We start from the raw sequence: 26843 nt of genomic DNA on the forward strand, positions 1-26843 counted from the left end.
TTTTAGAAAGGTTCATCAAAGTTAATCATTGCAGCAACATGTGCATATAATTCAGGATGGTAGCTTTTAAAAACACGCGGAGTTTCAAAGAAATGCTCCAAGATAACCGATAAAAATTCAAATTGATTTTCATAGGCATATAATCTAAAATAATCCCTTTGAGTCAGTTCGTCATTTAAAACTGGATCGATGTAATATTTTACAATGTCATTAAAAGCATCAAAAAATACAATGGCGCTTGGATCATTACTTTTTAAACAATGAAAATGCAACACATGCGAAAACTCATGTAAACCCAAATTTATATTATCATTTGAAGCTGAATGACCAATAATGAAATCTTCCCACGAAAACACAACAGCTTTCATTCTGGGATTAAATTCTCCTTTGTGATGCGCTTGATTTACAGTAGAAAAATAATTGGAAGGATAAATAATTATTTTGTCGAACAAATTTACAAGATAATTTCTCATCCCGAAGGTCAACATTACATAGGTTCCAGCAATCAATATTTGCATTTGCTCCGTAATTTTAATGTCTTTGCCAATGAACTGATATTTCGCGATAAACGCAATAATCCGATGTTCAAAATACTTTTTCTTTTTGACAGAAAGCTTATTGTAATATGGAAAATCATTTATTAAAATTTGCCGTTGACTTAATTTTAATTTCTTTGAAAAAGAATACCAATGAATATAAAGTGGCTTATTAAATAACAATAAATAAGTTGGCTCAACCACTCTAAAAACTAAAAGCAGAAGAAAAACCATTCCAAAAAATGCTGTAATAAAAAGCTGTAGTGACATGTGTTATAACTGCTTTAAAAGAAAAAATGCTTCAAAAGAATTCAAGCCAACTTGATTTTTTGAAGCATTTTATGTGTTTGTGGCCGCGACAGGGTTCGAACCTGCAACCCTCAGAGTCGAAATCTGATATTCTATCCAGTTGAACTACGCAGCCATTTGATTTAAGATTGCTGATTAACGATTTTAGATTTATGATCTAAAATTGTTAATCAGCAATCCAAAATTTTATGTCAATAGTTTTTTCACTATTGTAGAAATAGTTTTTCCTTCAGCTGTTCCTCCTAATTCTGCAGCTGCTAACCCCATTACTTTTCCCATTGACGCAATTCCTGACGCTCCAGTTTCTGCGATGATTTTTGCTATCACTGCTTCAACTTCTGCTTCGCTTAATTGTGCCGGTAAGAATCTTTCGATTACAGCAATTTGAGCTAATTCTGGTTCCGCTAAATCCAAACGATTTTGTTCGGTAAAAATCCTAGCACTTTCTTTACGAGTTTTCACTAATCTTTGTAGCAATTTAACCTCGTCATCTTGTGTTATTTCTTCTTTTGATCCTGTTGCAGTCTGAGCTAAAAGAATTTCAGATTTAATAGCTCTTAAAGCTTCTAATGCAACGGTATCTTTGGCTCTCATGGCGGTTTTCATTTCGTCCATGATTAGTACTGATAAACTCATATTCTATATTGTTAATTGCGTTAATCCATTATTTGATCAACCGATTTATTGAATTACTAATTTTAAAAATGATTTTTCGCTCTGATTACAGTAAAAAGCTCCCAATTATTAAGGCGGAACTTAAAACAAAAGCTCTTCTAAGGCTCGACAAATTTAAAGAATTTTACTCGGATTTACAACAACAGATTGTCTCGTGTAAGAGATAAGTATTGAAACTCCTTATAATGGCAAAAAGTAGCCCGAAAATTAAATATAATTTTCGGGCTACTCCTTTTTGTTTTGTTTTTATTAATCTACGTTATCGTGCAAATAGGAATTATTTGAACGCAACTGTAAATCATTATTACTGTCTGTTCCTACAGATATTCTCGAGTTTGTATTGTTCGCTTGATTGTTTGATATGTCTATTCCCAATCTTTTGTAAGCTGGTTCTTTTTCATACTCATCAATTTTAGAAACATTGTTATGGAACTTATAATTGAATTCCTTCAATTTTTTTCTTCTTTCGTCTGCTCTCATTCGCAATGATTCTTCAATAGTCATTTCGGTAGCAGCAATATCTTCAAAATCAACCGGATTAATCACAGTTCTTTGCACTTGTTTCATGGTGATATTTAACTCCTCCGGAACAACAACTTCTGGAGTTTTTGCAACTGGCTTAGGCATAAAATCAGGCTCTGGTTCCATATATTCTTCTAGAGAATATTTGATGATACCATTATCCGTTAATTCCGTTACTGGTACAAACTGAACTGCTTCATTTACTTTTATATCACGTGTTTCATTCGTTAGCTCGTACATCACTTTACTTTCTTCAACTTGAGCTACTGGCTCCGTTTTAAAAAGTGGTAAATCAAAAGAGAAAGTAGTTTGTTCTTGTCTTTCGATTGCTTTTGGCTGTACCGCTTTTACTTCAGCAACAGGAGAGGAAATTGTGAAATCAATATCTGTAATTGGAGAAACGATTTCGAAAGTCACATCTAAATTTTTAATAAATTCAGACATCACGATCAACTCTTCTTTATTTATTGTTGAAGAGGTAATCACAGACTCAGGCGCAACAGCAGTATCTTCAACTAAATCAAAAACAATTCTTTCGTTAACGTTTGTAACTGGTGATGACTCCGTGTTCAAATCAAATGCAGCAACAGTTTTACTACTTAAATTGTGTACACTTCTTTGTTCATCCTCTAGTGTGTGAATTATTTTTTTAGGTTCCGTGTTTACAATTCCATTTTGTTGTTCAATATCAAAACCAGTAGCGATTATGGTTACAGCGATTGAATCTCCAAGCGATTCGTCTTCACCAACTCCCATGATAATATTAGCATTATGACCCGCTTCGATTTGAATATGATCATTAATTTCTCCTATTTCATCAATTGTAATTTCATTAGTACCAGAAACGATAAGCAACAATACGTTTTTAGCCCCTGTAATTTTGTTGTCATTCAATAAAGGAGAATCTAAAGCAGCGATAATTGCTTCCTTAGCTCTGTTTTCACCTGAAGAAATAGAAGACCCCATAATAGCGGTTCCGCTATTATACAAAACTGTCTTGGCATCTCTTAAATCGATATTTTGAGTATAATGATGCGTGATTACTTCAGCAATTCCTCTTGAGGCAGTTGCCAAAACTTCATCCGCTTTTGAAAACCCAGCTTTAAAACCAAGATTACCGTAAACTTCTCTTAATTTATTATTATTGATAACAATTAATGAGTCAACCTGTTTGCGTAATTTTTCAATACCGATTAAGGCTTGTTCCTGACGCACTTTCCCTTCAAACAAGAAAGGCAATGTCACAATCCCTACTGTAAGAATATCTCTTTCTTTAGCCAACTGCGCAATAACTGGTGCAGCACCCGTTCCTGTACCACCACCCATTCCGGCAGTGATGAAGACCATTTTAGTATTGCGATCCAACATTTTTTCGATCTCAGAAATACTCTCGATAGCGGATTGTTGTCCCACATCAGGATTTGCTCCAGCACCAAGTCCTTCTGTCAAATGCACTCCCAACTGGATTTTATTAGGCACAGAACTACTCTGTAAAGCTTGAGAATCCGTATTACATACGATAAAATCTACGCCTTTGATCCCTTGCTTGAACATGTGATTTATAGCGTTACTTCCGCCTCCACCTACACCTATAACTTTTATCACATTTGATTGATTCTTTGGTAAATCAAATGAAATACTTCCAAATTCTGAGTCGCTCATCATTTTATTTGGTTTTTGAAATTGTTATATTATTAATTCTTATATTTTTTCGGGCTCCACCCTTATTCTGCGTTATCTAAAAAGTCTTTAATCTTATCTACATAACGATCAAAGAAATTTCTTTGTATTCTGTTTACGGTAGAATTCTGTTTCTCATTTGCATTATGATCTTCGGCCTCTTCTACCTTTTCAGGAGCCTCATAAACAGGTGTTTGAACAACTGCCGGTCTGTAAACAGGTGCCTTTGGTTGTTCTATAGCATCAATTCGCACAGCGCTTTGTGTTTTATTTTCAATGCTTTTCATCACTAATCCAACTGCAGTTGCATACAAGGGACTTGAGATCTCCTCATCTGAATTTCCAGCTAAATGTTCGTTTGGATATCCAATTCTAGTATCCATTCCCGTAATATATTCAACTAACTGTTTGATGTGTTTCAATTGAGCACCACCACCAGTAAGTACAATTCCTGCAATTAGTTTTTTTCTAGGATCTTCATGACCGTACGCTTTTACTTCTGTAAAAACCTGATCTACAATTTCCACAACACGTGCATGAATTATTTTAGAAAGATTTTTTAACGAAATCTCTTTTGGCTCTCTACCTCTCAATCCCGGAATAGAAACAATTTCATTGTCTTTATTTTCTCCTGGCCAAGCAGATCCAAATTTAACTTTCAATAACTCGGCTTGCTTTTCTATTATAGAGCATCCTTCTTTTATATCATCTGTAATCACATTTCCTCCAAAAGGAATTACAGCAGTATGGCGAATAATACCATCTTTAAAAATTGCCAAATCAGTTGTTCCACCACCGATATCGATAAGTGCAACTCCCGCTTCCTTTTCTTCCTGACTTAAAACTGCATCTGCAGAAGCCAACGGTTCTAATGTCAAACCTGACAATTCAATTCCGGAACTTTGAATACATCTTCCAACGTTACGAATTGAAGAAGCCTGTCCTACTACAACGTGAAAACTAGACTCTAATCTTCCGCCGTACATCCCTATAGGTTCTTTAATCTCAGATTGCCCATCAATTTTGAATTCTTGAGGCAAAACATGAATTATTTCTTCACCTGGTAACATTGCCAATTTATTGACTTGATCAATCAAAAGCTGAATATCGCTCCCGCCGATAACCTCTTCAGGATTATGTCTGCTGATGTAATCTGTATGTTGAATACTTCGGATGTGCTGTCCTGCAATTCCAACTACTACATCTTTAATTTTATAGCCTGAATTAATTTCGGCTTCTTGTATCGCTTGTTGTATTGATTGTATGGTTTGAGTGATGTTGTTTACAACGCCTCTTGCCACTCCTAAACTTTTAGATTTTCCAACACCTAAAATTTCTAGTTTGCCATATTCATTCTTCTTGCCTATCATGGCAACTATTTTAGTTGTCCCAATATCTAGACCTACTGCAATATTCTCGTTTTCCATTATCTATTATTTAGTGCAAACTACTTGATCCGTAAATCGGAGGTCAATTTTTTTATATTTATACAACGAACTATCTAAAACTGCTTTTTGAAAAAAAGCTTTATAATTTTTAAATTTGCGCTCCACATTTATCAGAATACCAAAATCTATTTGATAATCAAAATTTCTGTTGTGCATTTTTAAGCTTCCGTTAGGCATAATTTCAATTCCAATGATGTTTTTTTTCAAAAATGCATCGTCATAAATTATGCGGAATAAGTCGGCTAGTTTTTCGTTATTATGTTTATTTATTCCCCCTGAAACAAGTGGAACTCGAGCTGTAAAATTTGTTGACAACGGCATTCTATTCCCTTCGTAATCAATGTAAAAAGAACTTCCTTCGTCAAAAACTCTAGCAATAGGAGTTTTTTGTTTTACCACTGCTTTTAACACACCATCAATGCTCACAAAAACATCTGATTTTTCAATCATTTCTTGTGAATTTAGATTTGTCTCCAGCTTATTCAAATCTAAATTAACTTTTTGAATGCTCGATGCCTCTCTATTTTTTTCTATTAACAATTTATTAACCGTTTCTTGCTTAACAAAAGGAGCGTCATCTCCTACAAAAACAACGACTAAATTAGTCAGTTTTCTATTTTCATTTCGTTTAGACGTGAAAGAAAAAAGAAAAATAACCAATCCAAACATCAGTAATAATCGAATATTTGTCCAATTAAAGAGTTTCATTTATCGCTTTTTTTATAGATGGCACTAATTCTCCAATGTCTCCTGCACCAATTGTAACAATTACAGTTGCGTTACTCTTTAAAATTGCTGCAACCAAATTGTTTTTAATCACAATTTTCTTATTATTATTTGTCATTTTATCCATCAGCCACTGTGAATTTACACCCTCAATCGGTTGTTCACGAGCCGGATAAATATCTAATAAAATAATCTCATCAAAAGCAGATAAACTTTTGGCAAAATCATCAGCAAAATCTCTTGTTCTGCTAAACAAATGCGGTTGAAAAGCAGCTAAAATCTTTTGGTTTGGATACAATTCTCTAACGGCTTGATGCACTGCATTTATTTCGGTAGGATGATGCGCATAATCATCTATATAAACCTTAGCTTCTGTTTTTATTTGATACGAAAACCTTCTTTTTATTCCTTTGAATGATGCTAAAGCTCTTGCAATGGCATCGGTTGGGGTACCAAATAAATTTGCCATTGCAATAGCCATCAATGCATTCATTAAATTATGTCGTCCCGGTAATCCGAAATGCAAATCTCTGATTATCTCGGTAGGTGTTTGCACATCAAAAATGTAACTTCCATCTCCTATTCTAACATTAAACGCTTTATAACCAGCATCTTCATTGACCGCACAAACAACTCCTTCTATTGGCAATTCTTTAGTAATAAAAAGCTTGCTCTTGTCTTTAATTTTCGAAGCAAATTCTATAAAAGATTCTTCGATAGCCTCACTAGTTCCGTAAATATCCAAGTGATCTGCGTCCATAGATGTAATACATGCAATATTGGGATGCAAGTGCAGAAATGAACGGTCAAATTCATCGGCTTCAACAACGGTAATCTTCTTTCCGCTTCCTATTAAATTTGAATTATAATTTTCTACTATTCCACCTATAAATGCAGTGACATCTGCTCCACTTTCGTGCAAAATATGTCCTAATATACCTGAGGTAGTCGTTTTACCATGCGTACCGGCTACAGCAAAGCAAAAGGTATCTTTTGTGATTAATCCTAAAACTTCGGCTCTCTTTTTTATTTGAAAGTCTCTTTCTAAAAAATAATTCCATTCTGAATGCGAAACTGGAACTGCCGGAGTAATAATTACCAAGGTGTTTTCTATATAAAAATCCTTTGGAATCAAATCAATATTATCTTCAAAATGAATTGAAATGCCACTTTCTATTAATTCATTCGTCAGCGTAGAAGGAGTTTTATCATAACCAGAAACTTGCTTTCCCAAGTTCTTGAAATAGCGGGCTAGATTGCTCATCCCGATTCCTCCGATTCCTATAAAATAGACGTTATGTATTTGATTCAGGTTCATTTTCGTTTTCGTTTTTGTCTATTATCTTAATTCTTTCTATCTGATTAACTTCACAATTTCATCTACAATTTGTTTTGTAGCTTCTGGAAGAGCCAATTGTTTAATGTTTTTACTCAGCTGCTTTTGCTTTTCTGGATCTTTCACCAAGGATTCAAATACCACGCTGAATTGGGAATCGAGTTCAGATTCTTTTAATAACAAAGCTCCTTTCTTATCCACTATCGTTTGGGCATTTTTAGTTTGATGATCCTCCGCTACATTAGGAGAAGGAATGAAAATCACGGGCTTGCCTACGATACATAATTCCGAAACTGAGGAAGCTCCTGCACGCGAAATCACAATATCCGCAGCGGCGTAAACTAAATCCATTCGGTCAATAAAGGAATGAATCTGAATATTTCCATTCTCTTCAATACGCTTATATTCATCAAAATATAACTTCCCACATTGCCAAATCACTTGTATATTATGAGCAGCGAACGTTAAGATTTCTTTAGCTATTAACTGATTCACTCTTCTTGCTCCCAGACTGCCACCCAATACCAAAAGTGTTTGTTTATTAGGATCTAAATTAAAATACTGTAATGCTTCTTCTCTCTTACTGTCAATATCTATCAAATCCTGACGCACTGGATTCCCTGTCAAAATCATTTTGTTTATTGGAAAAAAGCGCTCTAAATTCTCGTAAGCAACACAAATCTTATCTGCATTTTTGCTCAACAATTTATTCGTAATTCCAGGATATGAATTTTGTTCCTGAATCACCGTTGGAATTCCTGCAATTGCTGCTATTTGCAATAATGGACCGCTTGCAAAACCTCCAGTTCCTACGACAACATCCGGTTTGAAATTCCTTATTATAGTTCTGGACTTCAATAAACTGCTAATCAGTTTTATTGGAAAAAGAGTATTATCAAATGTCAATCTTCTTTGTAATCCTGCAATCCATAAACCTATTATTTTGTAACCTGCCTGTGGCACTTTTTGCATTTCCATTTTATCTTTGGCACCTACAAAAAGAAATTCAGCATCTGGAAAACGAGATTTTAATTCATTTGCAATAGCAATTGCAGGATAAATATGTCCACCTGTTCCACCACCACTTAATATGAATTTATACTGTTTCATTATTCCTGATTTCTAATTTTCTAAAACGACTTACTTATTTAAAACTGCATGCATCGGGTTCTTTGCTTTATCTTCAATCGAATATCCTTCTGCTACTGCAGCATCTCCCTCTAATTCTCTATCAATCAAATTTTGGAGTGCTTCCTCTCTTTTGGCAGCATCTTTCATTTCCTGTGCAATTTCTTCTTCCTTTTTGGTTACACTTATAATAATTCCAAGTGCAAAACAAGTCATCCAGATAGAACTTCCCCCACTACTTATTAGCGGCAATGTCTGTCCTGTAACGGGCAATAATTCAACCGCAACGGCCATATTTACCATTGCCTGAAATATCATTGGAAAACCTAAACCGATCACTACTAATTTTCCAAATAGCGAATTGGCTTTGTGCGAAGCGATAACAAAACGAAATAACAATAATAAATACAATGCCAACACTCCCAAACCTCCTATTAGTCCGTATTCTTCAACAATTATGGCAAAAATAAAATCGGAAGAAGATTGCGGCAAAAAGTTCTTTTGAATACTTTTCCCTGGACCTAAGCCGTATATTTTTCCCGAAGCAATTGCAATTTTAGCTTTTTCTATTTGATAGTCATCCTCGCCCGGTTTGTCACTTGTAAAATTATCAATACGATTGATCCACGTATCAACCCGGTTTGGGAATGCATCTGGAAATGCTTTTGCAATAAGTATGAAAAAAGCCAGAAATACGATTCCTGAACCCACAACAATTCCGATGTAGCGCAAAGGATATTTACCAATAAAAACCAACATTAATACCATCGAAAAAATTAATGCAGTTGTCGAGAAGTTAGCTGGTAAAATAAATAACAATGTAACAAAAACAGGAATCCAAAGCTCCAGTACTGAAGACTTAAAATCAATAGGCACTTCTCTTGCCTTAGATAAATACCGCGCAACAAAAATAAACAAAACCATTGAGGCCAATGTTGATGTTTGAAACGTAACTCCTATGAACGGCACTTGTATCCATCGACTGGCATTGGCACCTGCAATTACTGTTCCTTTTATTAGTGTGTACGCCAATAAAACCCAAACAATATACAACGCCCCTTTAGAAACAGCTTTAAAATAGTGATAAGGCACTTTATGCACCATGAAAATAATGGCAAAACCAATACCAATATGCATGATATGCTTCACTAAGTAACCTAAAGTATTTCCGTTTCCCTGACCAATGTAGGCCAAATTACTACTAGCACTAAAAACAGGCATAAACGAAAACAAGGCCAATAAGGCCACAAATGACCAAATCCCTTTATCTCCTTTTAAATTGTTTATTAGTTGTTTCATTTTAAGTTTTGATTTAAAGTTTCGTTTAAAGTTTAAAGTTGCTCAACCTTACACTTTAAAACTTAAACTTTTTTATAAATTTTTAACGGCTTGTTTGAACTGATTTCCTCTGTCTTCATAATTCTCGAATAAATCGAAACTGGCACAAGCAGGCGACAGTAAAACCGTATCCCCTTTTTCTGATAATCGTTGAGCCATTCTCACTGCATCATCCATATTAGAAACTTCGATCATCATATCGACAACATTGCCAAAAACATCGATAATTTTCTTGTTATCTACTCCTAGGCAAATAATAGCTTTTACCTTTTCACGAACTAATGACATCAATTCGTTATAATCATTTCCTTTATCAACACCACCAACAATCCAAACAGTAGGTGTATTCATGCTGTCTAAAGCAAAAAAAGTAGCGTTAACATTCGTTGCTTTTGAATCATTAATATATTGAACGTTCTGGATTTTTAAAACTTTCTCAAGACGGTGTTCTACTCCCTGAAAATTAGAAAGACTCTCACGAATTGTCGCCTTTCTTATTTGCATTAATTTTGCCACAGAGGTTGCTGCCATTGCGTTTTTCATATTATGTTTTCCTTCTAAAGCAATGTGTTCTGTGTCCATTGTAAATTCTTCTCGATTGATCTTTATTTCCATTTTGTTGTTTTTTATATAAGCCCCTTCGCTGAAAATTTTAGTCAATGAAAAAGGAATTAATTTTGCTTTTGTTGTGTGCGTTTTGAACCATTCATTAATAGCTTCATCATCTGCATCATATATGAGGTAATCGTCCTCCGTTTGATTCATCGTTATTCTGAACTTTGCATCAATATAATTTTCATACTTGTAATCGTAACGATCTAAATGATCTGGACTGATATTTGTAATAATGGCAATATGCGGTTTGAAATCGACAATCCCATCGAGTTGAAAACTACTCAACTCCAGCACATAGGAATCGTATTTATTATCAGCAATTTGCCAGGCAAAACTCTTCCCGATATTTCCTCCCAATCCAACATTTAACCCCGCTGATTTCAGCAAATGATGCGTAAGCATGGTAGTAGTTGTCTTTCCATTACTTCCGGTAATCCCAATAATCGTAGCATCTGTAAATGGGGCCGCAAACTCGATTTCTGAAATAACAGCAATTCCTTTTTCCAAAAGCTTTTTTACTATTGGCGATTTATCAGGGATTCCAGGGCTTTTCATCACCACATCCGCATTCAAGATAAAATCTTCGGTATGTTTTTCCTCTTCCCAAGCTATTCCATTGATAATAAGAATCTCTTTGTAATTGCCTTTTATCTTTCCAAAATCAGATACAAAAACTTCATATCCTTTTTGCTTACCCAGAATAGCGGTTCCAACACCACTTTCGCCTCCACCTAAGATTACTAGCCTCATGTTATCTTAATTTTAAAGTAACAATTGATAATATGGCCAGCATTATGGCAACAATCCAAAAACGGGTAACAATTTTACTTTCGTGATATCCTTTTTTCTGATAATGATGATGCAAAGGCGACATCAGAAATATTCTTCGGCCTTCGCCAAAGCGTTTCTTGGTATATTTAAAATAACTTACCTGAAGTACTACAGAGAAATTTTCGACTAAGAAAATTCCACATAATAACGGAATCAGCATTTCTTTACGGACAGCTATTGCTAAAACCGCTATAATTCCGCCGATTGTCAAACTTCCTGTATCTCCCATAAAAACCGAAGCCGGATACGAGTTGTACCAAAGAAATCCAATCAATGACCCCACAAATGCAGCAATAAATACCGTCATTTCGCCTGAGTTTGGGATATACATAATATTCAGATAATTAGAGAAAATAATATTTCCCGATACAAACGTGAATATTCCCAGCGCAAGCACTGAAATTGCCGAAGTTCCTGCTGCCAATCCGTCAATTCCATCCGTTAAATTAGCTCCGTTAGAAACGGCAGTAATAATAAAAATCACCACTGGAATAAAAATCAACCAAGCCCATTTTTCATATCCCTCGCCGGTCCAAGCCAATAATTCGGCATAATCAAATTCATTATTTTTAAAAAAAGGAATTGTTGTCGCTGTAGACTTCTCCTCAATTGGCGCAGGCAGAATCACGGTTTCTGTTGGTGCTTTAAAAATATCTGAGCTAGAAGTATCAGTACGAACCGTTACACCAGCATGAAAATAAAGAACAATCCCTACAATTAAACCCAAACCTACTTGCCCTACAACTTTGAATATTCCTTTTAAACCTTCTTTATCTTTTTTGAAAATTTTAATATAATCATCTATAAACCCTATTGTACCCATCCAAAGTGTGGTTACAATCAACAAAACGATGTAAATATTATGCAGTTTGGCAAAAAGAATTACCGGAACTAGCGTAGCAAAAATGATGATTAATCCACCCATCGTTGGCGTACCTGCTTTTTCGTTTTGACCTGCCAGTCCAAGCTCTCGAACAGTTTCTCCTACTTGCTGTCTTTGCAAAAAACGAATTATCATTTTTCCGTAAATTGTTGACAAAAGCAACGATAGCATTAAAGCTAATGCAGATCTAAAAGTAATGTACTGGAAAACCCCTGTTCCCGGGACATCTAGTGTTTTGTCTAAATATTCAAATAAATAATACAGCATATATTTTTGTTTATTTGGTTAATCGTTGATTCCTTATTCGTTAATTCCTAATCACATCTTTATTTGCGCAAACAAATAATTCAAACTCCCGACTAACTCTTATTTTCCTAATTGAGCTAATATCTCTTTAACTATTTTCATGTCGTCAAAATCATGACGAACCCCATTTATTTCCTGATAGGTTTCGTGTCCTTTGCCTGCAATTAAAATAATGTCATTAGGCTGAGCCAATTGACAAGCCGTTTTAATCGCTTGTTTTCTATCCGTTATGGTCAAAACTTTTTTATAATTCTGCGGGGCAATTCCTTGTTCCATTTCAGTAATAATTACCTCAGGATCTTCATTCCTAGGATTATCCGAGGTAAATATTGCTTTACCACTTAAATCCGATGCAATTCCCGCCATAATTGGACGCTTGGTCTTGTCTCTATTTCCTCCGCAACCTACAACCGTAATTAGTTGTTCGTTTTTGGTCCGAATATCATTGATGGTTTTCAATACGTTTTCTAAAGCATCCGGCGTATGCGCATAATCCACAATTGCCGTAATATTTGAAGCCGAAACAATAAATTGAAAACGTCCCGAAACACTTTCTAAATCTGACAATAATCGAAGTACTTCCTGACTTTCCATTCCTAACTCAACCGCTGTCCCATAGATTGCCAATAAATTATAGGCATTGAATGTTCCTATCAGCTTAACCCAAACTTCATTTCCGTTTATTTTCAACAACAAACCTGACAATTGATTCTCCAAAATTTGAGCCTTGTAATCGGCATACGATTTTAGAGCATAAGTCAATTTTTTTGCAGCAGTATTCTGCAACATCACGGGCCCATTTTTATCATCAATATTGGATAATACAAATGCTGTTTTCGGTAAATTATCAAAGAATGATTTTTTTACATCTCTATATTCTGCAAAAGTTGGATGATAATCCAAATGATCGTGAGACAAATTCGTAAAAATACCTCCAACAAAATGCAATGCTTCCGTTCTTTTTTGATGAATTCCATGCGAACTTACTTCCATAAAACAGTATTCAACCTCGTTTTCAACCATCTCTTTTAGAAAATGATTTATCGTAATTGAATCCGGAGTTGTGTGAGTCGCTTTATATTCTACTTCGTCAACCATTATTTTAACGGTAGATAGTAATCCAACTTTAAATCCTGCTTTTTTAAACAATTGATACAATAAAGAAGCAATCGTAGTTTTACCATTTGTACCTGTAATTCCAACTAATTTCAAGCTCTGAGAAGGATCTCCAAAATAATTTGCAGCCATAAATGCTAGAGCCGAATTGGTATCAGTTACCTTAACATAAGTAATTCCTTTAGCGATTTTTTCTGGAAATGTATCGCATATAACTGCCAACGCACCTTGCAGAATTGCTTTTTCTATAAAATCATGACCATCAGAAATGGAACCACGAATCGCTACAAAAACATCATTGGTCTCGATTTTTCTAGAATCGAAATCCAATTTGTTAACAGCAATATCCGTCGAACCTTTTACGGCTTCGATAGCTACTTTGTACAATATGTCTTTTAGTATACTCATGATAATTCTAATAGTATCGTTGTGTTTTTTACTAAATTCTGTCCCGGTTCGAGAGACTGTTTTTTAACTTTTCCTACCCCTTGTACCTTCACTTTCATCCCTAAATTCCCTAATAAAGCGACAGCATCCATTCCCGACATTCCCTTTAAATTTGGAATTATTTGTTGCTTCTTTTGCGATTTAACAAAATAGGAATCATAATTGTTTTCTTGCTTTGGAATTTTTCTGTCCAAGTTTTTAATCTCATTTGTTGAGGGCGCATCGGTAAAAATCTTTTGTGCAATTCTTTTAAAAACTGGACCTGCCACATCCGCACCATAGTAATTATTCATTGCTGTATTAGGTTTATGCACTACAACTATGCAGGAATATTTAGGTTCATCAGCAGGGAAGTACCCCACAAAAGAAGAGGCATAATATTTTCCAACTCCACCAGCTTTTCCGTAATTCACCGCCGCTGTTCCTGTTTTTCCTGCCATCGAAAAATCCTTAGAATATAATTTCGAAGCAGTTCCTTTTTTTACAACATTTGCCAGAACTGCTCTTAATTTCGAAATAGTTTGTGGAGAACAAATTCTTGGAATCAAAACTTCTTTTTCATATTTTTTGATGGTTCTGTTCCATTCCTTAATTTCAGAAACAAACTGAGGCTTTACCATTTCACCATCATTGGCAACCGCGTTATAAAAAGCTAATGTTTGCAATGGTGTAATATGAACCCCATATCCAAAAGCCATCCAAGGCAATGAGATATTCGACCAGTTTTTATCACTTGGTTGCGGGATATATGGTATTCCTTCCCCTTTAATGGAAAGTCCTAAAGTTTTATTTAATCCAAAATTATTAAGATGATTCACAAATCTTGAAGGTTCATCTTTATACGCATTATAAACCGCCTGAACCAGAACTGTGTTTGACGAAAGTTCAAAACCTCTTCCTAATGAAATTTTTCCGTAACCACCTTGATGAGAATCGCGTACTTTTTTTCCTGAATATACTACTACTCCACCTTTACTGTCATAAACAGTGCTAGTATCCGCTTTTTTATCCTCAAAAAGCGCCATTAAATCAGCTAATTTATAGGTAGAACCCGGCTCATGCGATTCGGCTACTGCATAATTTGTAGTCTCATAATAGGTTCCATCATTAGCTCTTCCCAAATTTGAAATTGCTTTCACATGACCTGTTTTTGTTTCCATAACCACCACACAACCATGATCCGCCTGATACAATTCCAACTGTTTTAGCAATGCGTGATGCGCTATATCCTGAACATAAACATCTATTGTAGATATTACATCATACCCATCCTGAGGATCGACTTCATTAATATCCCTTATTGGTTTCCACTGCCCTTTTGCAATTTTCTGTTTTAAAATCTTACCGTCTTTCCCATTTAGATATTTCCTGAAAGCCCACTCAATTCCTTTTCCGTCTAGTGACTCCCCATTAGAAGTCCGCTCGTAACCAACGGTACGTTCCGCAATTTTGCCTATCGGATGTTCTCTTATGGTTTCTTGTTCAATTATAATTCCACCTTTATTAGCACCTAGATTAAATAATGGAAATCCTTTTATTTTAAAATACTCTGTGTAACTCAAATTTCGAGCTATCAGATAATATCTATTTTTGTTTGCTCTGGCTTTTCGAAGTTCATTTTCAAAAAAGCTGGCAGGCTTACCTAAAACTGTTGCTAATGAGTCTGACAGGGACTTCACGTTTTTTTCGAAAGATTCCACTTTTGGTGCCAAAGCATCAAAACGTATTTCATAGTTCGGAATTGATGTAGCCAAAAGACTTCCGTCAGCAGAATAAATATTACCTTTATTAGCAGGAATTACAAAATTTCTAACCGTTCTCTCTTTAGCTAATTTCCTATAATAATCACCTTCAACCCACTGAATATTTGTCAATTTTACAGCAATTGCTATGGCCATCAAAAAAATGACAAAAGCTACCAGATAAATTCTGTAGGATATGTATTTATCTTCTACTGCCATATTTTTTCTAAAAAGTTTTTCTCTTTTTCTTTTTTAACTTTAATTTTAATTGGAGGAACTGTTGACGGAAAAATTTCTTTCTCAATCATTTTCTCAGAAACCGTCGACTCCATCTTCAATTTCTGCAACTCAGAACGTCTGTCTACAAACTCAGAACGCAACTCCTTTACTTTATTTGTTAGTTCAGCAATCATGAAAACTTTCTGTTCAAATCGCTGTGTATTTGCAATCATTATAATAGCCAAAAGAATTATAAAAACGATGAAACGCCAGTTTTTCACAGCATCATCATTAATAAGAAATCTTGCTTTTAATAGGCTGTAAACTCCGTTTTTCATTTTTATGACTACTTATCGTTTCTCAGCTATCCTTAATTTAGCACTTCTGGCTCTGTTATTTTCCTTTATTTCGGCAGCGTCCGGAACAATCAACTTTCCAACGGTTTTGAATGGAACCGAAAAATTTCCAAAAAAATCACGTTCAGGTTCACCCTCGAACATTCCATTTTTCACAAACCTTTTTACTAATCTATCTTCTAGTGAATGGTAGGATATGACACTTAATCTTCCTCCTGGATTCAAAATTTCTAAGGATTGCTCCAAGAACTCTTTCAAAACATCCATTTCCTGATTTACTTCAATTCGGATGGCCTGATAGATTTGTGCCAATATTTTATTTCTGACCCTTTCTGGTAGGAATCTTGCCAAAACTTCTTTTAATTCATCTGTTGTCTTGATTAGCTTTAGCTCTCTCGCTTTGATAATTGTTCTTGCTAAAACTGGTGCATTTTTCAATTCTCCGTAATCCAAAAACACTCTTTTCAAATTCGCCTCATCGTATTCATTTACAACTCGGTATGCATTCAAATCATTTTTTTGACTCATTCGCATATCCAAACCAGCATCAAAACGAGTAGAAAAACCTCTTTCCGGAACATCAAATTGATGCGAAGACACACCTAAATCAGCTAAAATTCCATCCACACTTTTCACTCCGTAAAAACGTAAAAAACGTTTTATGAATCTGAAATTCTCGTTTATCAGCGTAAATCTTTCGTCTGGCAAAGCATTCGCTAAAGCATCTTCATCTTGATCAAAAGCAAACAACTTTCCATCAGGACCAAGTCTTTTCAAAATTTCTTTTGAATGACCGCCTCCACCAAAAGTTACATCTACATAAATGCCGTCAGGCTTAATATTTAAACCATCTACTGATGCGTGAAGCAAAACCGGATTATGATATTCCATTGTCGTCGTCATTTAAATTCCCCATTACTTCTTCGGCTAAATCTGCAAAATCCATGTCTTCGCCGCTTATTGATTTTTCGTATAAATCTTTGTCCCAAATCTCAACAATATTCACCGCTGAGGAGAATACCACTTCTTTTGAAATACTAGCGAAACCCACTAAATCTTTCGGCACCAATAATCTACCTAAAGCATCAATTTCAACCACTTTGACACCAGCCGTAAAACGACGGATAAAGTCATTGTTTTTCTTTACAAATCGATTTAGTTTATTGATCTTTTGCATCATCAAATCCCATTCTTTCATCGGATATAATTCCAGACAAGGCTGAAAAACGGAACGCTTCAAAACGAATCCGTTTTGAAGTGAAGCGGCCAACTGCTTTTTTAAGGGCGCTGGCATAAGCAGCCTTCCTTTAGCATCGACTTTACACTCATATGTTCCGACAATTGTATCCAAGAAAAAATTATTAAATGATGTAGAGCAAAAATATAAAAAATATTACCACAATTTACCACTATATACCACTTTGTTAATAAGTTTAACCACTTTTAGCTAAAAACCCTTAATTTATGCACAGTCAGAACATTAGCTGATTTTTGTTTTATTTGTAAGAAACATAATGTTATATAAAAAAGGGTTTCAAACTCCAGGAAAAGTGAATTTTAAATAGTAAGAATAAATGTGAAATATTCAGAAAAAGCGTCTTTAATTTTTAAAAAAAACATAGTATTTTTTTATCAATCCCGATAATTTTACAATTAAAAATTGTTGTAAAAATTCATTTTTATATATTAAATCCTATATTTGTCAAAATTGAAATCCGGATTCAAAAAAAATGGAAAAACACTATAAAAAAGAAGGTAGATACAGCTATTATGAGGCTGGCGAAGGAACTCCAATTGTCATCTTGCACGGACTTATGGGAGGACTCAGCAACTTTGACGCTGTTGCTAGTTACTTTTCTTCAAGAGGATACAAGATAATTATTCCAGACTTACCGATCTATACTCAGAATATTTTGAAAACGAATGTAAAAAGTTTTGCAAAATATGTGAAGGATTTTATCACATTCAAAGGCTTAGAACGCGTCATACTTTTAGGAAATTCTTTAGGCGGACACATTGCTTTATACCACACTAAAATGTATCCTGAAAAAGTTGCAGGCCTAGTTATCACAGGCAGCTCAGGACTTTATGAAAGCGCCATGGGTGACAGTTACCCAAAAAGAGGTGATTATGAGTACATCAAGAAAAAAGCCGAAGATGTATTTTATGACCCTAAAGTAGCTACCAAAGAACTTATTGATGAAGTATACGAGTCCGTAAATGACCGAATAAAATTGATAAAAACACTGACAATTGCAAAAAGCGCGATTCGTCATAATATGGCAAAAGATTTGCCAAAAATGCATGTTCAAACCTGTATCATATGGGGAAAAAATGACAAAGTCACTCCTCCAGATGTAGCAGAAGAATTCCATAAATTATTACCTAATTCTACATTATACTGGATTGACAAATGTGGCCATGCAGCCATGATGGAACATCCTGATGAGTTTAACCGTTTGTTAGAAGAGTGGTTAACACATACTCATTTAGCCGTACATTAAACCTAAAAGTAGAATTTTACACCCCGAGAAAATGAAAATTAATACCGCCGAATTTGTTATCAGCAACTCTGATGTAAGCAAATGTCCAAAAGACTTTTTGCCGGAATATGCTTTTATAGGCAGATCAAATGTTGGAAAATCTTCCTTGATAAACATGCTGACCAATCATAAAAAGTTAGCTAAAACTTCCGGAAGACCAGGAAAAACACAATTGATAAACCATTTTCTGATTAATAACAATTGGTTCTTAGTCGATTTACCTGGATATGGATATGCCAAAGTTTCCAAAAAAACGAAATCTATTTTTCAGGAATTCATTACTGATTATTTCGAAACCAGAGAACAATTGGTTTGTGCTTTTGTTCTGATTGATATCCGTCATGAAGCACAAACTATAGATATTGAATTCATGTCCTACATGGGCGAAAGTGAAATTCCTTTTTGTATCGTTTTCACCAAAGCGGATAAGATAAGTAAAGTAAAAATCGATTCGCATATCGCAGCGTACAAAAAGAAAATGTTCGCCAATAATTGGGCCGAAATGCCTCATTATTTTGTAACGTCAGCAACAGAATCAACCGGGAAAGAAGAATTACTTTCTTATATAGATGAAGTAAATCAAGAAGTTTTTAAGAACAACAGCCAGTTTTAAAAGCTTCCTAGTAAAGCATAAAAAATCCCAAAACTTAAAAACGTAAGTTTTGGGATTTTTTTTAGAGAGAAATCTACTCTATTTTGTTAACTCTAATTTCTCTGCAAAATAATCACAGAAATCTTTCATGGTATCAGCCATTTTTTCGTCATCTGTAGCACGTTTGAATGTTTCGGACATTGCCACTAAAGTTTGGTGAAAGAAAATTTTCATTTCATCAACCGGCATATCTTTTGTCCACAAATCAATACGCATACTTTCTTTGGCTTTGCTGTCCCAAATAGACAACATAATTGCTTTTGCCTCTTCCTGTTCTACTCCACCGTCTTTAGCAGACCACATTAATTTTTCCGGAACACGGTTTTCATCTAACTCAATTAGAAATTTAATTTCTGATGTATTTTTATTTGACATTACTTTTTGGGTTTGTATTTTGATTTCACAAATATTTCTTTTGCACTTGTTTTCAGCAAATCAGCGACAGGCACTTCATTGTTTTTCATATAGGAACGGACCATTTGCCATCCAATCCAAGCTCCAACTTGTCCCGGGGATTCGTTATCAATTTCCAAATAAAACTTAGAAAATGGAGCCGGATTAATAAATCGCGGAATTAACTTTTGGTCGTTACTGTAGAGCATTTCTTTTTCAATAAAATAACGCCACATATAACTTTCATTTTCCTGACACCATACTATTTGTTCCGGTGTATATCCCATTTTTTCGGCATCAGTGTATTCAGGCAAAAGTAGGTCCTTTAAGTACAATTGCTTTCCGTAATAAATCATTTGACTCAGTAAATCTTTCTCTAGAACAGGAGGGATTTTACGAGCCGAAAAACTCGAAACCACATCGGGAGCAATTTGTCTTTGTTCAAAATTTTGCTTTAAATAATTGGGAAACTGATAAAACTTGTGCCCTTTTCCTAAATAAAGCTCCAGCGAAACAATCACTAAACTATCCGCATAAATAGCTTTATTATTATAATCCATTTCAGAGATTATGGTAATTACTTTTGGCGTTTTTGTTTGCGGAAAATAATATTTAATATGTTTAAAAAGTGTCTCCAATTCTAATTTGACAGGTTCAAAATCAGCATATTTTTTTTGAACTTCCGCGTATAATTCTCTCCACATCGGATCTTGCATTTTATTTAACCAAACGCTATTATCGTTTCCTGCAGGAAAAAAAAATGGGAATTCCTTTTTTACTTTTTCTAAATCCTTTGGAGGCGTTTCAAAAAATATTTTATCAAATCGCACCACTTTTAATTCCAAAGGAATTGCTGTAACGGCACTTTCAACTTTAGTTTTCTTATCACAAGAAAAAAAAACGAGACAAAAGACTACAAGAAACAGATATTTTTTCATATATATTAATTAAATTTGTTTCCAAAGAATCCTAGGAAACGAATGCATGACGAAATGATTTTGCAAATATACATTCCTGCTTTTTAAAACGTAAACTATTATGACTAAAAAAAGTGCAATCCAAGTTGAAAAAGTAAATACTCAAATTGTAAACTGGTTAAAAACATATGCTGAAAATGCAAAAGTAAATGGATTTGTAATAGGTATTTCCGGCGGAGTAGATTCAGCAGTGACCTCAACATTATGTGCACAAACAGGATTAAAAGTTTTATGTGTTGAAATGCCTATTCATCAAGCACCAAGTCATGTAACCAGAGGACGCGAACATATTGAACAGCTAAAACAAAGATTCCCTAATGTTTCCAGCACTGAAGCTGATTTGACTGGCGTTTTTGAAACGTTTAAAAAAGCAGTTCCTGATGATTCAGATACAGCAAAAGTTCACCTAGCACTTGCAAATACAAGAGCACGATTAAGAATGACCACGCTCTATTACTTTGCAGGAATCCATGGTTTACTAGTTGCAGGAACAGGCAATAAAGTAGAAGATTTTGGCGTAGGTTTTTATACAAAATACGGTGACGGCGGAGTAGATTTAAGTCCAATTGCTGATTTGATGAAATCAGAAGTCTATCTATTAGGCCGTTATTTACAAATACCGGAATCTATTTTAAAAGCTTCTCCAACAGACGGATTATTTGGTGATGACAGAACTGATGAAGATCAATTAGGAGCCAGTTATGATGAATTAGAATGGGCAATGCTTGAAAATGAAGCCGGAAAGTCAGCGGAAGACTTTTCAGGACGAGAAAAAATTGTTTTCGAAATTTATAAGCGATTAAACAATATTAATCAACATAAAATGCTAGCAATTCCAGTATGTTTTATCACAAAATGATAAAGAAGTAATATTTTATATTGATTTACAATTAATTACAGAATTTATTTATTAATTTTACATTTCCAATTACAAACAATTCTAAAAATTTAAAATTATGATTAAAGTATGTATAGCCGATAATTATCCTGTTGTGCATTTTGGAGTGAAATCTTACTTTAAAGATAATGCAGACATCTCAATAGTTGCCAATGTCGGCAATTTCTTGATGGTAAGGGATATTCTTCAAACTAAAGACATTGATGTATTAGTATTAGATTTGGAACTGGAAGGTCTTTCCAGTATTTTTGAGGTCAAAGCGATCTTAAAAAACTTTCCAAAAACAAAAATTATTATATTTAGTGGGCTTTCAGAACAGATTTATGCGCCAAATGCCATAAAAGCCGGAGTATCTGGCTTTGTGCATAAATCAGAAAAGTTAGAAACTTTAGGTATTTCGATTATCAAAGTCTCCCAAGGCAAGATAATCATGAATGAAACCGTGAAGAAAAACTTAGCCTTGATTGCAAAACAAAGTAAAAGCGAACGTTTATACCGCAAGCTTTCTAACCGTGAGGTAGAAGTTTTACGTTATTTAAGTGGAGGAAAAAAGAATCATGAAATTGCTGAAATTTTAAACCTCAACGAAAAAACGATTAGTACCTACAAATTGCGATTACTAACCAAACTAAATGTTACAAATCTGGTAGATTTAGTAGACAAAGCTAAAAAATTAGAGATTGTTTAGTAATATCTAGACATTACTCTTCCTAATTTTTTAGAAAAAGAATGGATTAATATATTGTAATCCATTACCAAAGATAAAGGCTCTGTATTATCTGAATTCGGTTCAGATGATAGAGAGCTTTTTAATTCTTCGATTATTTTACCCACTAAGTACCAACGCAAAGTCAAAATAGTCTCCGATACTTCTTGAACTATTGTATCATTTTTTGATTTTGGAAAAATATTCTGTCCAACCCAGTCGTGTAAAATAACGCGTTCATCCTCCATCAAAATATCCGTCACCTCTTGCGCAAAGTCAACTTGTAAGTGCATTAAATACTGCTCTAAACTAAAATTTTCGTTATGATGATAGTAATTAATTAAATCATTGAATATATCTCGAAACAACGGATTTGCTAATTCAACTTCATCTTCTTGTAAACTCAGATAGATTCGTTGGAATACTTTATATTCTTTCTTCTCGGTTACCGTTTCAATTTCCCCTTCCTCGTTTGTTCTCAAAAATGTATCTTCGAACTCTTCCTCTTTATTTCCGTACAACAAAAGAATCTCAATGATCTTACGTTCCAAACGATATAGAACATCTACTTTTTGAGCGTCTATTGGATTATCATTTTTTACAACTTCGAAGGCCTGTTGTTCCTGTTTTTGCTTTTTACCAACTTCAGAAACATCTTTTTGAACTAATTGCGCTAACGTACTTTGCAGAACCTGCTCCGAAATATCCATAATTCGAGAACATTCCTGAATGTAAATTTCGCGCTGAATCCTGTCTGGAATTTTCGAAATACTGACCACCATATCCCGAATCAAATCGGCTTTTTTTATTGGATCATTCTTGGCTTCATTCATCAAAAGCGATGCTTTGAACTGAATGAAATCTTTAGCATTATCTTCAAGATATGAGACTAAATCATCATGGGATGTTTTTTTAGCAAAACTATCAGGGTCTTCCCCATCAGGAAAAGTACATACTTTTACATTCATCCCTTCTTCCAAGATCAAATCGATTCCTCTAATGGAAGCGCGCAGTCCCGCCGCATCACCATCAAAAAGAACGGTAATATTCTTTGTTAATCTATTGACTAATCGGATTTGATCTGGTGTCAAAGCAGTTCCTGAGGAAGATACAACATTTTCAATACCGGATTGACTGAACTGAATTACATCCGTATATCCTTCAACTAAATAGCAATTATTTAATTTTGCTATCGATTGTTTAGCCTGAAAAATACCATAAAGTACTTTGCTTTTATGATAAATTTCACTTTCCGGTGAATTCAAGTACTTAGCTGCTTTTTTATCATTGGTAAGAATACGACCTCCAAAACCCAATACTCGTCCAGACATGCTTTCTATAGGAAACATAACACGGCCCTTGAACCTGTCGAATGGTCTGTCATCGCGGGGAATTGTTAGCCCTGTACTTTCTAGAAACTCTAATTTATATCCTTTTCCTAAGGCTTCTTTAGTGAAAGCATCCCAAGTTTCAGGCGAATACCCCAAACTAAATTTCTTGATAGTCTCATTCGTAAATCCTCTTTCTTTAAAATAAGAATATCCAATTGCCTTTCCCTCGTCAGAGTTTAAAAGTGTATTATGGAAATAGCTTTTTGCAAATTCCGAAACCAAATACATACTTTCCCGAACATCAGTTATGGCCTTCTCCTGGTCCGTTTGCTCCGTTTCTTCAATTTCGATATTGTATTTCTTCGCTAAATATCGAATGGCTTCAGGATAGGTAAAATGAGAATGTTCCATTAAGAATGCAACGGAGTTCCCACCTTTTCCAGAGCTAAAATCTTTCCAAATTCCCTTTGCCGGCGAAACCATGAACGATGGAGAACGCTCTTCAGAGAAAGGACTTAGTCCTTTCCAATTACTTCCTGCACGCTTCAACTGTACAAAATCACCGATAACCTCCTCTACTCGAGCAGTTTCGAAAACAATATCAATAGTGGCTTTTGAAATCAAGTTGGATAAAATGTTTAATAGTTGAAAAGTGTGCAAAAATACGCAAATCAAAGTTCATAATTCAATATCTAAAAACAAAAAAAACACTTCTTTCGAAGTGCTTCTCAAAGTATAAAACTAACTAAAACAATTTCTAATTGAAATCAAAACGCAGTCCTAAAGAAACATTGTTTTGTTTCACTGTATTGTCTTTAAATAAAGGATTCAAATCATATTTCAAGTACAAACTCGTGGATTTATATCCAATATAAGAACTCAAACCATAAATAAAATTACTGGTATTAAAATCCCCTTTGGTTCTGTCAGTAGCTTTCAAATCATTGTCATCATATTTGATAATTTGCTTTGATTTCAAATTGATTCCTGCATAACCACCTATTCCAAAACGAACACTTTCATGCGTTCTGAAAAATGGCTTGTCCTCTTTCGTTTTTTTACCCGAAAAATCAAATTCTAAATGAACTGGCGCAACTAAATATACATTTCTGAAACGAGAATCACTGACATCAATAGGATTAACAACAAGATTAGTTTGATTATTATTGATTACAAAACTGCGATTATCGGTAGGACGAAGATTATTATACATGACCGACAAGCCGTATTTAGCATGAAGCAAATTGTTGTTTTTTGCAATTCTGCTGTTATAAGAAACACCTAATTCATAAAAATGAGAACCTAAATACCTGAAGTCTGATTTTTCGACACTTTTATTAGTTACCACATTATTCAATCCTGCTGCAAAAACAAATTGTGACGTTGTTCTCCTTTCTGATTCAAATTTTTCTATCGTATCGTTTTTACTTTTTTTATCGTTAAGATAGATTTTAATAGACCTTCTTCTGTCGATTTTTAAAGTATCCACTATTCTAATTTTATCATCCACTTTTTCCTGAACCAAGTTTTTCAATGCTTCTTGTTCAACAGCCACTCTGGCTTCGATGTTGATTGCTCTGGCTTCTGCCAATAATTTCTTTTTACTCTCCGCTTCTTCTCTTGTAATTGTACCGTTGATTAATTGATTATTAACTGCCTCGACTTCTATTTTCAGCGCAGCTTTTTCTTCTTTTGTAATGGCTTCAATTTTTGAAGCAATGGTTTTTGCTCGTTGTTCAAATGTTTCCTGCCCAAGCATTTTACTTGCAAAAAAACACAACAGTACTACTAAGTAAATGGTAAAATTTCTCATGGTAATTTGATTTTAAAGGTGATTGATGATTTTTATTCTAAGTTACGATTGGCTAAAGCTACTTTTACCGTTTGGTAATTCTTGATTACTTTACTGATTACTTTTTCTCGAAAGGAAAGCTCTAATTCTTCATCAACCTGCGAGAGTAAATTACTTGCATTTACATGTACAACTGGTTTTTGGTTTAATTGATTTTCCTTTTTTGAAGGATTTCTTGCAACTGCTAACAGTTCGTCAACTGTAATATTGCTAGCTTGTGATTTGATTAATTTTTGTTCTGTTTTTTGATTATTGATTGAAACTTCTGCTACTTGATTTTGATTTGAATTCTTGTTAACGATTATCGATTTTTTTTCTAAAACTGGAGTTTTGTTAGGTCCAGAAGTTGATTTTGACACAACATTGTCGACCAAGCCTTTCTCCTCCTCCATTAGTCTTATAGTACTCTCTGGAACAACAGTAGTTTTTGGAGCAACTGAATTCTGAATAACATCCTCATTTTCCTTGTATTCAATTGCATTTCCTTTTTGACCAAAATAAACTGTTCCAATTAATAGAAATCCAACAAAACTTGCCGCCATAAACAACCAAGGAAACTTTGTTTTTGGTTTTTGCTTCGCCTGTTCGCTATTGCTAGGGTCAGCCGCCGTAAGCATTGCATCCAGTTTACTCCAAGCCATTTCTGATGGTTTGATCTCCCTAGAATTCAATTGCTCTTTGAACAGTGTTTCTAATTTATTCGGTTCCATACTCGTAATTTTTTAAGGTATTAAGCTGTGCTTGCAACATTTTCCTGGCATGTGACAATTGTGATTTTGATGTTCCTTCCTTAATCCCTAACATACTGGCAATTTCATGATGCTTGAATCCTTCTATAGCATATAAATTGAAAACCATTTTATAACCATCTGGCAAACTGTCTATCAAAAATTGAATGTCGGCTATTGCGAATTGGCTTTCAGTATTATTGAAACTTTCTTCAAAATAAGTTTCGTCTTCAACGTATTTCAACTTTTTCTCAACTCGGATAAAAGAAATACATTCGTTGACCATTATTCTTCTAATCCAACCTTCGAAACTTCCTTTGTGTTGAAAATTCTTCAGATTCGTAAACACTTTCATAAAAGCGGTAATCATAACGTCTTCGGCCTGATGAATGTCTTTTATATATTGGCGGCAAACGCTTAACATTTTTGGAGAAAACTGGGTATAAATCTGCTGTTGTGCCTGCCGATTATTTTCGACAGCCAACAGGATTAATTTATTTTCCTCTTGATGTAAGTTGATTACTTTCATAAATAAATTCAATGGCTAAAT

Annotated in this window: 25 protein-coding genes and 1 tRNA gene; 4 read left to right on the plus strand and 22 right to left on the minus strand. The window is 34.5% G+C overall.

Features of this window, described 5'->3' with window-relative positions; all coding sequences use genetic code 11:
• Window positions 1-2: 2 nt before the first annotated feature.
• The 16 genes from G7A72_RS06495 to mraZ all read right to left on the minus strand — a co-directional run bounded on the left by G7A72_RS06495 (window position 3) and on the right by mraZ (window position 17564).
• A complete protein-coding gene (locus G7A72_RS06495; RefSeq protein ID WP_165151878.1) occupies window positions 3-806 on the minus strand; it encodes a zinc-dependent peptidase in 804 nt (267 codons plus the stop codon).
• 80 nt (window positions 807-886) lie between these two features.
• Window positions 887-960: transfer RNA gene (locus tag G7A72_RS06500), tRNA-Arg, on the minus strand.
• A gap of 71 nt (window positions 961-1031) precedes the next feature.
• Window positions 1032-1481: a GatB/YqeY domain-containing protein gene (locus tag G7A72_RS06505; protein ID WP_165151879.1), complete on the minus strand. Its 450-nt coding sequence runs from the start codon at window positions 1479-1481 to the stop codon at window positions 1032-1034.
• 288 nt (window positions 1482-1769) lie between these two features.
• Entirely contained in the window at window positions 1770-3707 is a 1938-nt protein-coding gene (gene ftsZ / locus G7A72_RS06510; protein WP_165151880.1) for a cell division protein FtsZ, read from the minus strand.
• A gap of 59 nt (window positions 3708-3766) precedes the next feature.
• The gene (gene ftsA / locus G7A72_RS06515; protein ID WP_165151881.1) at window positions 3767-5149 is read right to left on the minus strand and encodes a cell division protein FtsA; all 1383 of its coding nucleotides are present in this window, start codon (window positions 5147-5149) and stop codon (window positions 3767-3769) included.
• A 6-nt stretch (window positions 5150-5155) separates the two neighbouring features.
• Entirely contained in the window at window positions 5156-5878 is a 723-nt protein-coding gene (locus G7A72_RS06520; RefSeq protein WP_113665172.1) for a cell division protein FtsQ/DivIB, read from the minus strand.
• The gene (murC, locus tag G7A72_RS06525) at window positions 5865-7214 is read right to left on the minus strand and encodes a UDP-N-acetylmuramate--L-alanine ligase (protein ID WP_165151882.1); all 1350 of its coding nucleotides are present in this window, start codon (window positions 7212-7214) and stop codon (window positions 5865-5867) included. The genes G7A72_RS06520 and murC overlap by 14 nt, the downstream gene beginning before the upstream one ends.
• Before the next feature lie 36 nt (window positions 7215-7250).
• Window positions 7251-8342, minus strand: coding sequence for an undecaprenyldiphospho-muramoylpentapeptide beta-N-acetylglucosaminyltransferase (gene murG, locus G7A72_RS06530; protein ID WP_165151883.1), 1092 nt, complete (start codon window positions 8340-8342; stop codon window positions 7251-7253).
• A 30-nt stretch (window positions 8343-8372) separates the two neighbouring features.
• A complete protein-coding gene (locus G7A72_RS06535) occupies window positions 8373-9659 on the minus strand; it encodes an FtsW/RodA/SpoVE family cell cycle protein (RefSeq protein WP_165151884.1) in 1287 nt (428 codons plus the stop codon).
• Between the two features lie 72 nt (window positions 9660-9731).
• Window positions 9732-11063 (minus strand): UDP-N-acetylmuramoyl-L-alanine--D-glutamate ligase, encoded by a 1332-nt coding sequence (gene murD / locus G7A72_RS06540; RefSeq protein WP_165151885.1) that lies wholly within the window; start codon window positions 11061-11063, stop codon window positions 9732-9734.
• A gap of 1 nt (window position 11064) precedes the next feature.
• Window positions 11065-12294, minus strand: a complete 1230-nt coding sequence (mraY, locus tag G7A72_RS06545; RefSeq protein WP_113665167.1) for a phospho-N-acetylmuramoyl-pentapeptide-transferase — start codon at window positions 12292-12294, stop codon at window positions 11065-11067.
• 99 nt (window positions 12295-12393) lie between these two features.
• Window positions 12394-13857 carry a UDP-N-acetylmuramoyl-L-alanyl-D-glutamate--2,6-diaminopimelate ligase gene (locus G7A72_RS06550; protein WP_165151886.1) on the minus strand — a complete coding sequence of 488 codons (1464 nt, stop codon included), beginning with the start codon at window positions 13855-13857 and terminating at the stop codon, window positions 12394-12396.
• Entirely contained in the window at window positions 13854-15857 is a 2004-nt protein-coding gene (locus tag G7A72_RS06555) for a penicillin-binding protein (protein WP_165151887.1), read from the minus strand. The genes G7A72_RS06550 and G7A72_RS06555 overlap by 4 nt, the downstream gene beginning before the upstream one ends.
• Window positions 15848-16195, minus strand: a complete 348-nt coding sequence (locus G7A72_RS06560) for an FtsL-like putative cell division protein (RefSeq protein WP_165151888.1) — start codon at window positions 16193-16195, stop codon at window positions 15848-15850. The genes G7A72_RS06555 and G7A72_RS06560 overlap by 10 nt, the downstream gene beginning before the upstream one ends.
• A gap of 12 nt (window positions 16196-16207) precedes the next feature.
• Complete coding sequence (rsmH, locus tag G7A72_RS06565; RefSeq protein WP_206531537.1) at window positions 16208-17116, minus strand: 16S rRNA (cytosine(1402)-N(4))-methyltransferase RsmH; 909 nt, start codon at window positions 17114-17116, stop codon at window positions 16208-16210.
• On the minus strand, window positions 17091-17564 hold the full coding sequence (gene mraZ / locus G7A72_RS06570) for a division/cell wall cluster transcriptional repressor MraZ (protein WP_113665162.1): 474 nt from the start codon (window positions 17562-17564) through the stop codon (window positions 17091-17093). The genes rsmH and mraZ overlap by 26 nt, the downstream gene beginning before the upstream one ends.
• A 379-nt stretch (window positions 17565-17943) precedes the next feature.
• On the opposite strand from mraZ, the gene G7A72_RS06575 reads away from it, so the two are divergent.
• Together G7A72_RS06575 and yihA are read left to right on the plus strand one after the other, a co-directional pair.
• Window positions 17944-18717: an alpha/beta fold hydrolase gene (locus G7A72_RS06575; RefSeq protein WP_113665161.1), complete on the plus strand. Its 774-nt coding sequence runs from the start codon at window positions 17944-17946 to the stop codon at window positions 18715-18717.
• A 31-nt stretch (window positions 18718-18748) separates the two neighbouring features.
• Entirely contained in the window at window positions 18749-19369 is a 621-nt protein-coding gene (gene yihA / locus G7A72_RS06580) for a ribosome biogenesis GTP-binding protein YihA/YsxC (RefSeq protein ID WP_113634788.1), read from the plus strand.
• A gap of 78 nt (window positions 19370-19447) precedes the next feature.
• Here yihA and gldC read toward each other — a convergent pair whose 3' ends face one another.
• Both gldC and gldB read right to left on the minus strand, forming a co-directional pair.
• Entirely contained in the window at window positions 19448-19783 is a 336-nt protein-coding gene (gene gldC / locus G7A72_RS06585) for a gliding motility protein GldC (RefSeq protein WP_091165314.1), read from the minus strand.
• Window positions 19783-20739, minus strand: coding sequence for a gliding motility lipoprotein GldB (gldB, locus tag G7A72_RS06590; RefSeq protein ID WP_165151890.1), 957 nt, complete (start codon window positions 20737-20739; stop codon window positions 19783-19785). Before gldB ends, gldC begins: the two co-directional genes overlap by 1 nt.
• Window positions 20740-20839: 100 nt before the next feature.
• On the opposite strand from gldB, the gene nadE reads away from it, so the two are divergent.
• Window positions 20840-21637, plus strand: coding sequence for an NAD(+) synthase (gene nadE / locus G7A72_RS06595; protein ID WP_113665158.1), 798 nt, complete (start codon window positions 20840-20842; stop codon window positions 21635-21637).
• Window positions 21638-21734: 97 nt separating this feature from the next.
• On the plus strand, window positions 21735-22364 hold the full coding sequence (locus G7A72_RS06600; protein WP_113665157.1) for a response regulator transcription factor: 630 nt from the start codon (window positions 21735-21737) through the stop codon (window positions 22362-22364).
• Here G7A72_RS06600 and dnaG read toward each other — a convergent pair.
• The 4 genes from dnaG to G7A72_RS06620 all read right to left on the minus strand — a co-directional run bounded on the left by dnaG (window position 22361) and on the right by G7A72_RS06620 (window position 26822).
• Window positions 22361-24337 carry a DNA primase gene (dnaG, locus tag G7A72_RS06605; protein ID WP_165151891.1) on the minus strand — a complete coding sequence of 659 codons (1977 nt, stop codon included), beginning with the start codon at window positions 24335-24337 and terminating at the stop codon, window positions 22361-22363. The genes G7A72_RS06600 and dnaG overlap by 4 nt on opposite strands.
• A 133-nt stretch (window positions 24338-24470) precedes the next feature.
• Window positions 24471-25526: a TolC family protein gene (locus G7A72_RS06610; protein WP_165151892.1), complete on the minus strand. Its 1056-nt coding sequence runs from the start codon at window positions 25524-25526 to the stop codon at window positions 24471-24473.
• 32 nt (window positions 25527-25558) lie between these two features.
• Window positions 25559-26275: a hypothetical protein gene (locus tag G7A72_RS06615; protein WP_165151893.1), complete on the minus strand. Its 717-nt coding sequence runs from the start codon at window positions 26273-26275 to the stop codon at window positions 25559-25561.
• Window positions 26262-26822: an RNA polymerase sigma factor gene (locus tag G7A72_RS06620; protein ID WP_113665146.1), complete on the minus strand. Its 561-nt coding sequence runs from the start codon at window positions 26820-26822 to the stop codon at window positions 26262-26264. The genes G7A72_RS06615 and G7A72_RS06620 overlap by 14 nt, the downstream gene beginning before the upstream one ends.
• Between the last annotated feature and the right edge of the window lie 21 nt (window positions 26823-26843).

The organism is Flavobacterium sp. Sr18, assembly GCF_011064265.1.
GTDB classification, from domain to species: domain Bacteria; phylum Bacteroidota; class Bacteroidia; order Flavobacteriales; family Flavobacteriaceae; genus Flavobacterium; species Flavobacterium petrolei.

Coding starts and splice junctions, on each gene's coding strand:
- G7A72_RS06560 (WP_165151888.1), bottom strand. CDS start 16,195: ATGAAAAACGGAGTTTACAGCCTATTAAAAGCAAGATTTCTTATTAAT.
- gldC (WP_091165314.1), bottom strand. CDS start 19,783: ATGTCAAATAAAAATACATCAGAAATTAAATTTCTAATTGAGTTAGAT.
- mraY (WP_113665167.1), bottom strand. CDS start 12,294: ATGCTGTATTATTTATTTGAATATTTAGACAAAACACTAGATGTCCCG.
- murD (WP_165151885.1), bottom strand. CDS start 11,063: ATGAGGCTAGTAATCTTAGGTGGAGGCGAAAGTGGTGTTGGAACCGCT.
- ftsA (WP_165151881.1), bottom strand. CDS start 5,149: ATGGAAAACGAGAATATTGCAGTAGGTCTAGATATTGGGACAACTAAA.
- G7A72_RS06610 (WP_165151892.1), bottom strand. CDS start 25,526: ATGAGAAATTTTACCATTTACTTAGTAGTACTGTTGTGTTTTTTTGCA.
- nadE (WP_113665158.1), top strand. CDS start 20,840: ATGACTAAAAAAAGTGCAATCCAAGTTGAAAAAGTAAATACTCAAATT.
- gldB (WP_165151890.1), bottom strand. CDS start 20,739: ATGAAAAAATATCTGTTTCTTGTAGTCTTTTGTCTCGTTTTTTTTTCT.
- yihA (WP_113634788.1), top strand. CDS start 18,749: ATGAAAATTAATACCGCCGAATTTGTTATCAGCAACTCTGATGTAAGC.
- ftsZ (WP_165151880.1), bottom strand. CDS start 3,707: ATGATGAGCGACTCAGAATTTGGAAGTATTTCATTTGATTTACCAAAG.
- G7A72_RS06520 (WP_113665172.1), bottom strand. CDS start 5,878: ATGAAACTCTTTAATTGGACAAATATTCGATTATTACTGATGTTTGGA.
- G7A72_RS06620 (WP_113665146.1), bottom strand. CDS start 26,822: ATGAAAGTAATCAACTTACATCAAGAGGAAAATAAATTAATCCTGTTG.
- murC (WP_165151882.1), bottom strand. CDS start 7,214: ATGAACCTGAATCAAATACATAACGTCTATTTTATAGGAATCGGAGGA.
- G7A72_RS06575 (WP_113665161.1), top strand. CDS start 17,944: ATGGAAAAACACTATAAAAAAGAAGGTAGATACAGCTATTATGAGGCT.
- G7A72_RS06615 (WP_165151893.1), bottom strand. CDS start 26,275: ATGGAACCGAATAAATTAGAAACACTGTTCAAAGAGCAATTGAATTCT.
- G7A72_RS06495 (WP_165151878.1), bottom strand. CDS start 806: ATGTCACTACAGCTTTTTATTACAGCATTTTTTGGAATGGTTTTTCTT.
- G7A72_RS06550 (WP_165151886.1), bottom strand. CDS start 13,857: ATGAGTATACTAAAAGACATATTGTACAAAGTAGCTATCGAAGCCGTA.
- G7A72_RS06505 (WP_165151879.1), bottom strand. CDS start 1,481: ATGAGTTTATCAGTACTAATCATGGACGAAATGAAAACCGCCATGAGA.
- rsmH (WP_206531537.1), bottom strand. CDS start 17,116: ATGACGACGACAATGGAATATCATAATCCGGTTTTGCTTCACGCATCA.
- G7A72_RS06555 (WP_165151887.1), bottom strand. CDS start 15,857: ATGGCAGTAGAAGATAAATACATATCCTACAGAATTTATCTGGTAGCT.
- murG (WP_165151883.1), bottom strand. CDS start 8,342: ATGAAACAGTATAAATTCATATTAAGTGGTGGTGGAACAGGTGGACAT.
- G7A72_RS06535 (WP_165151884.1), bottom strand. CDS start 9,659: ATGAAACAACTAATAAACAATTTAAAAGGAGATAAAGGGATTTGGTCA.
- G7A72_RS06600 (WP_113665157.1), top strand. CDS start 21,735: ATGATTAAAGTATGTATAGCCGATAATTATCCTGTTGTGCATTTTGGA.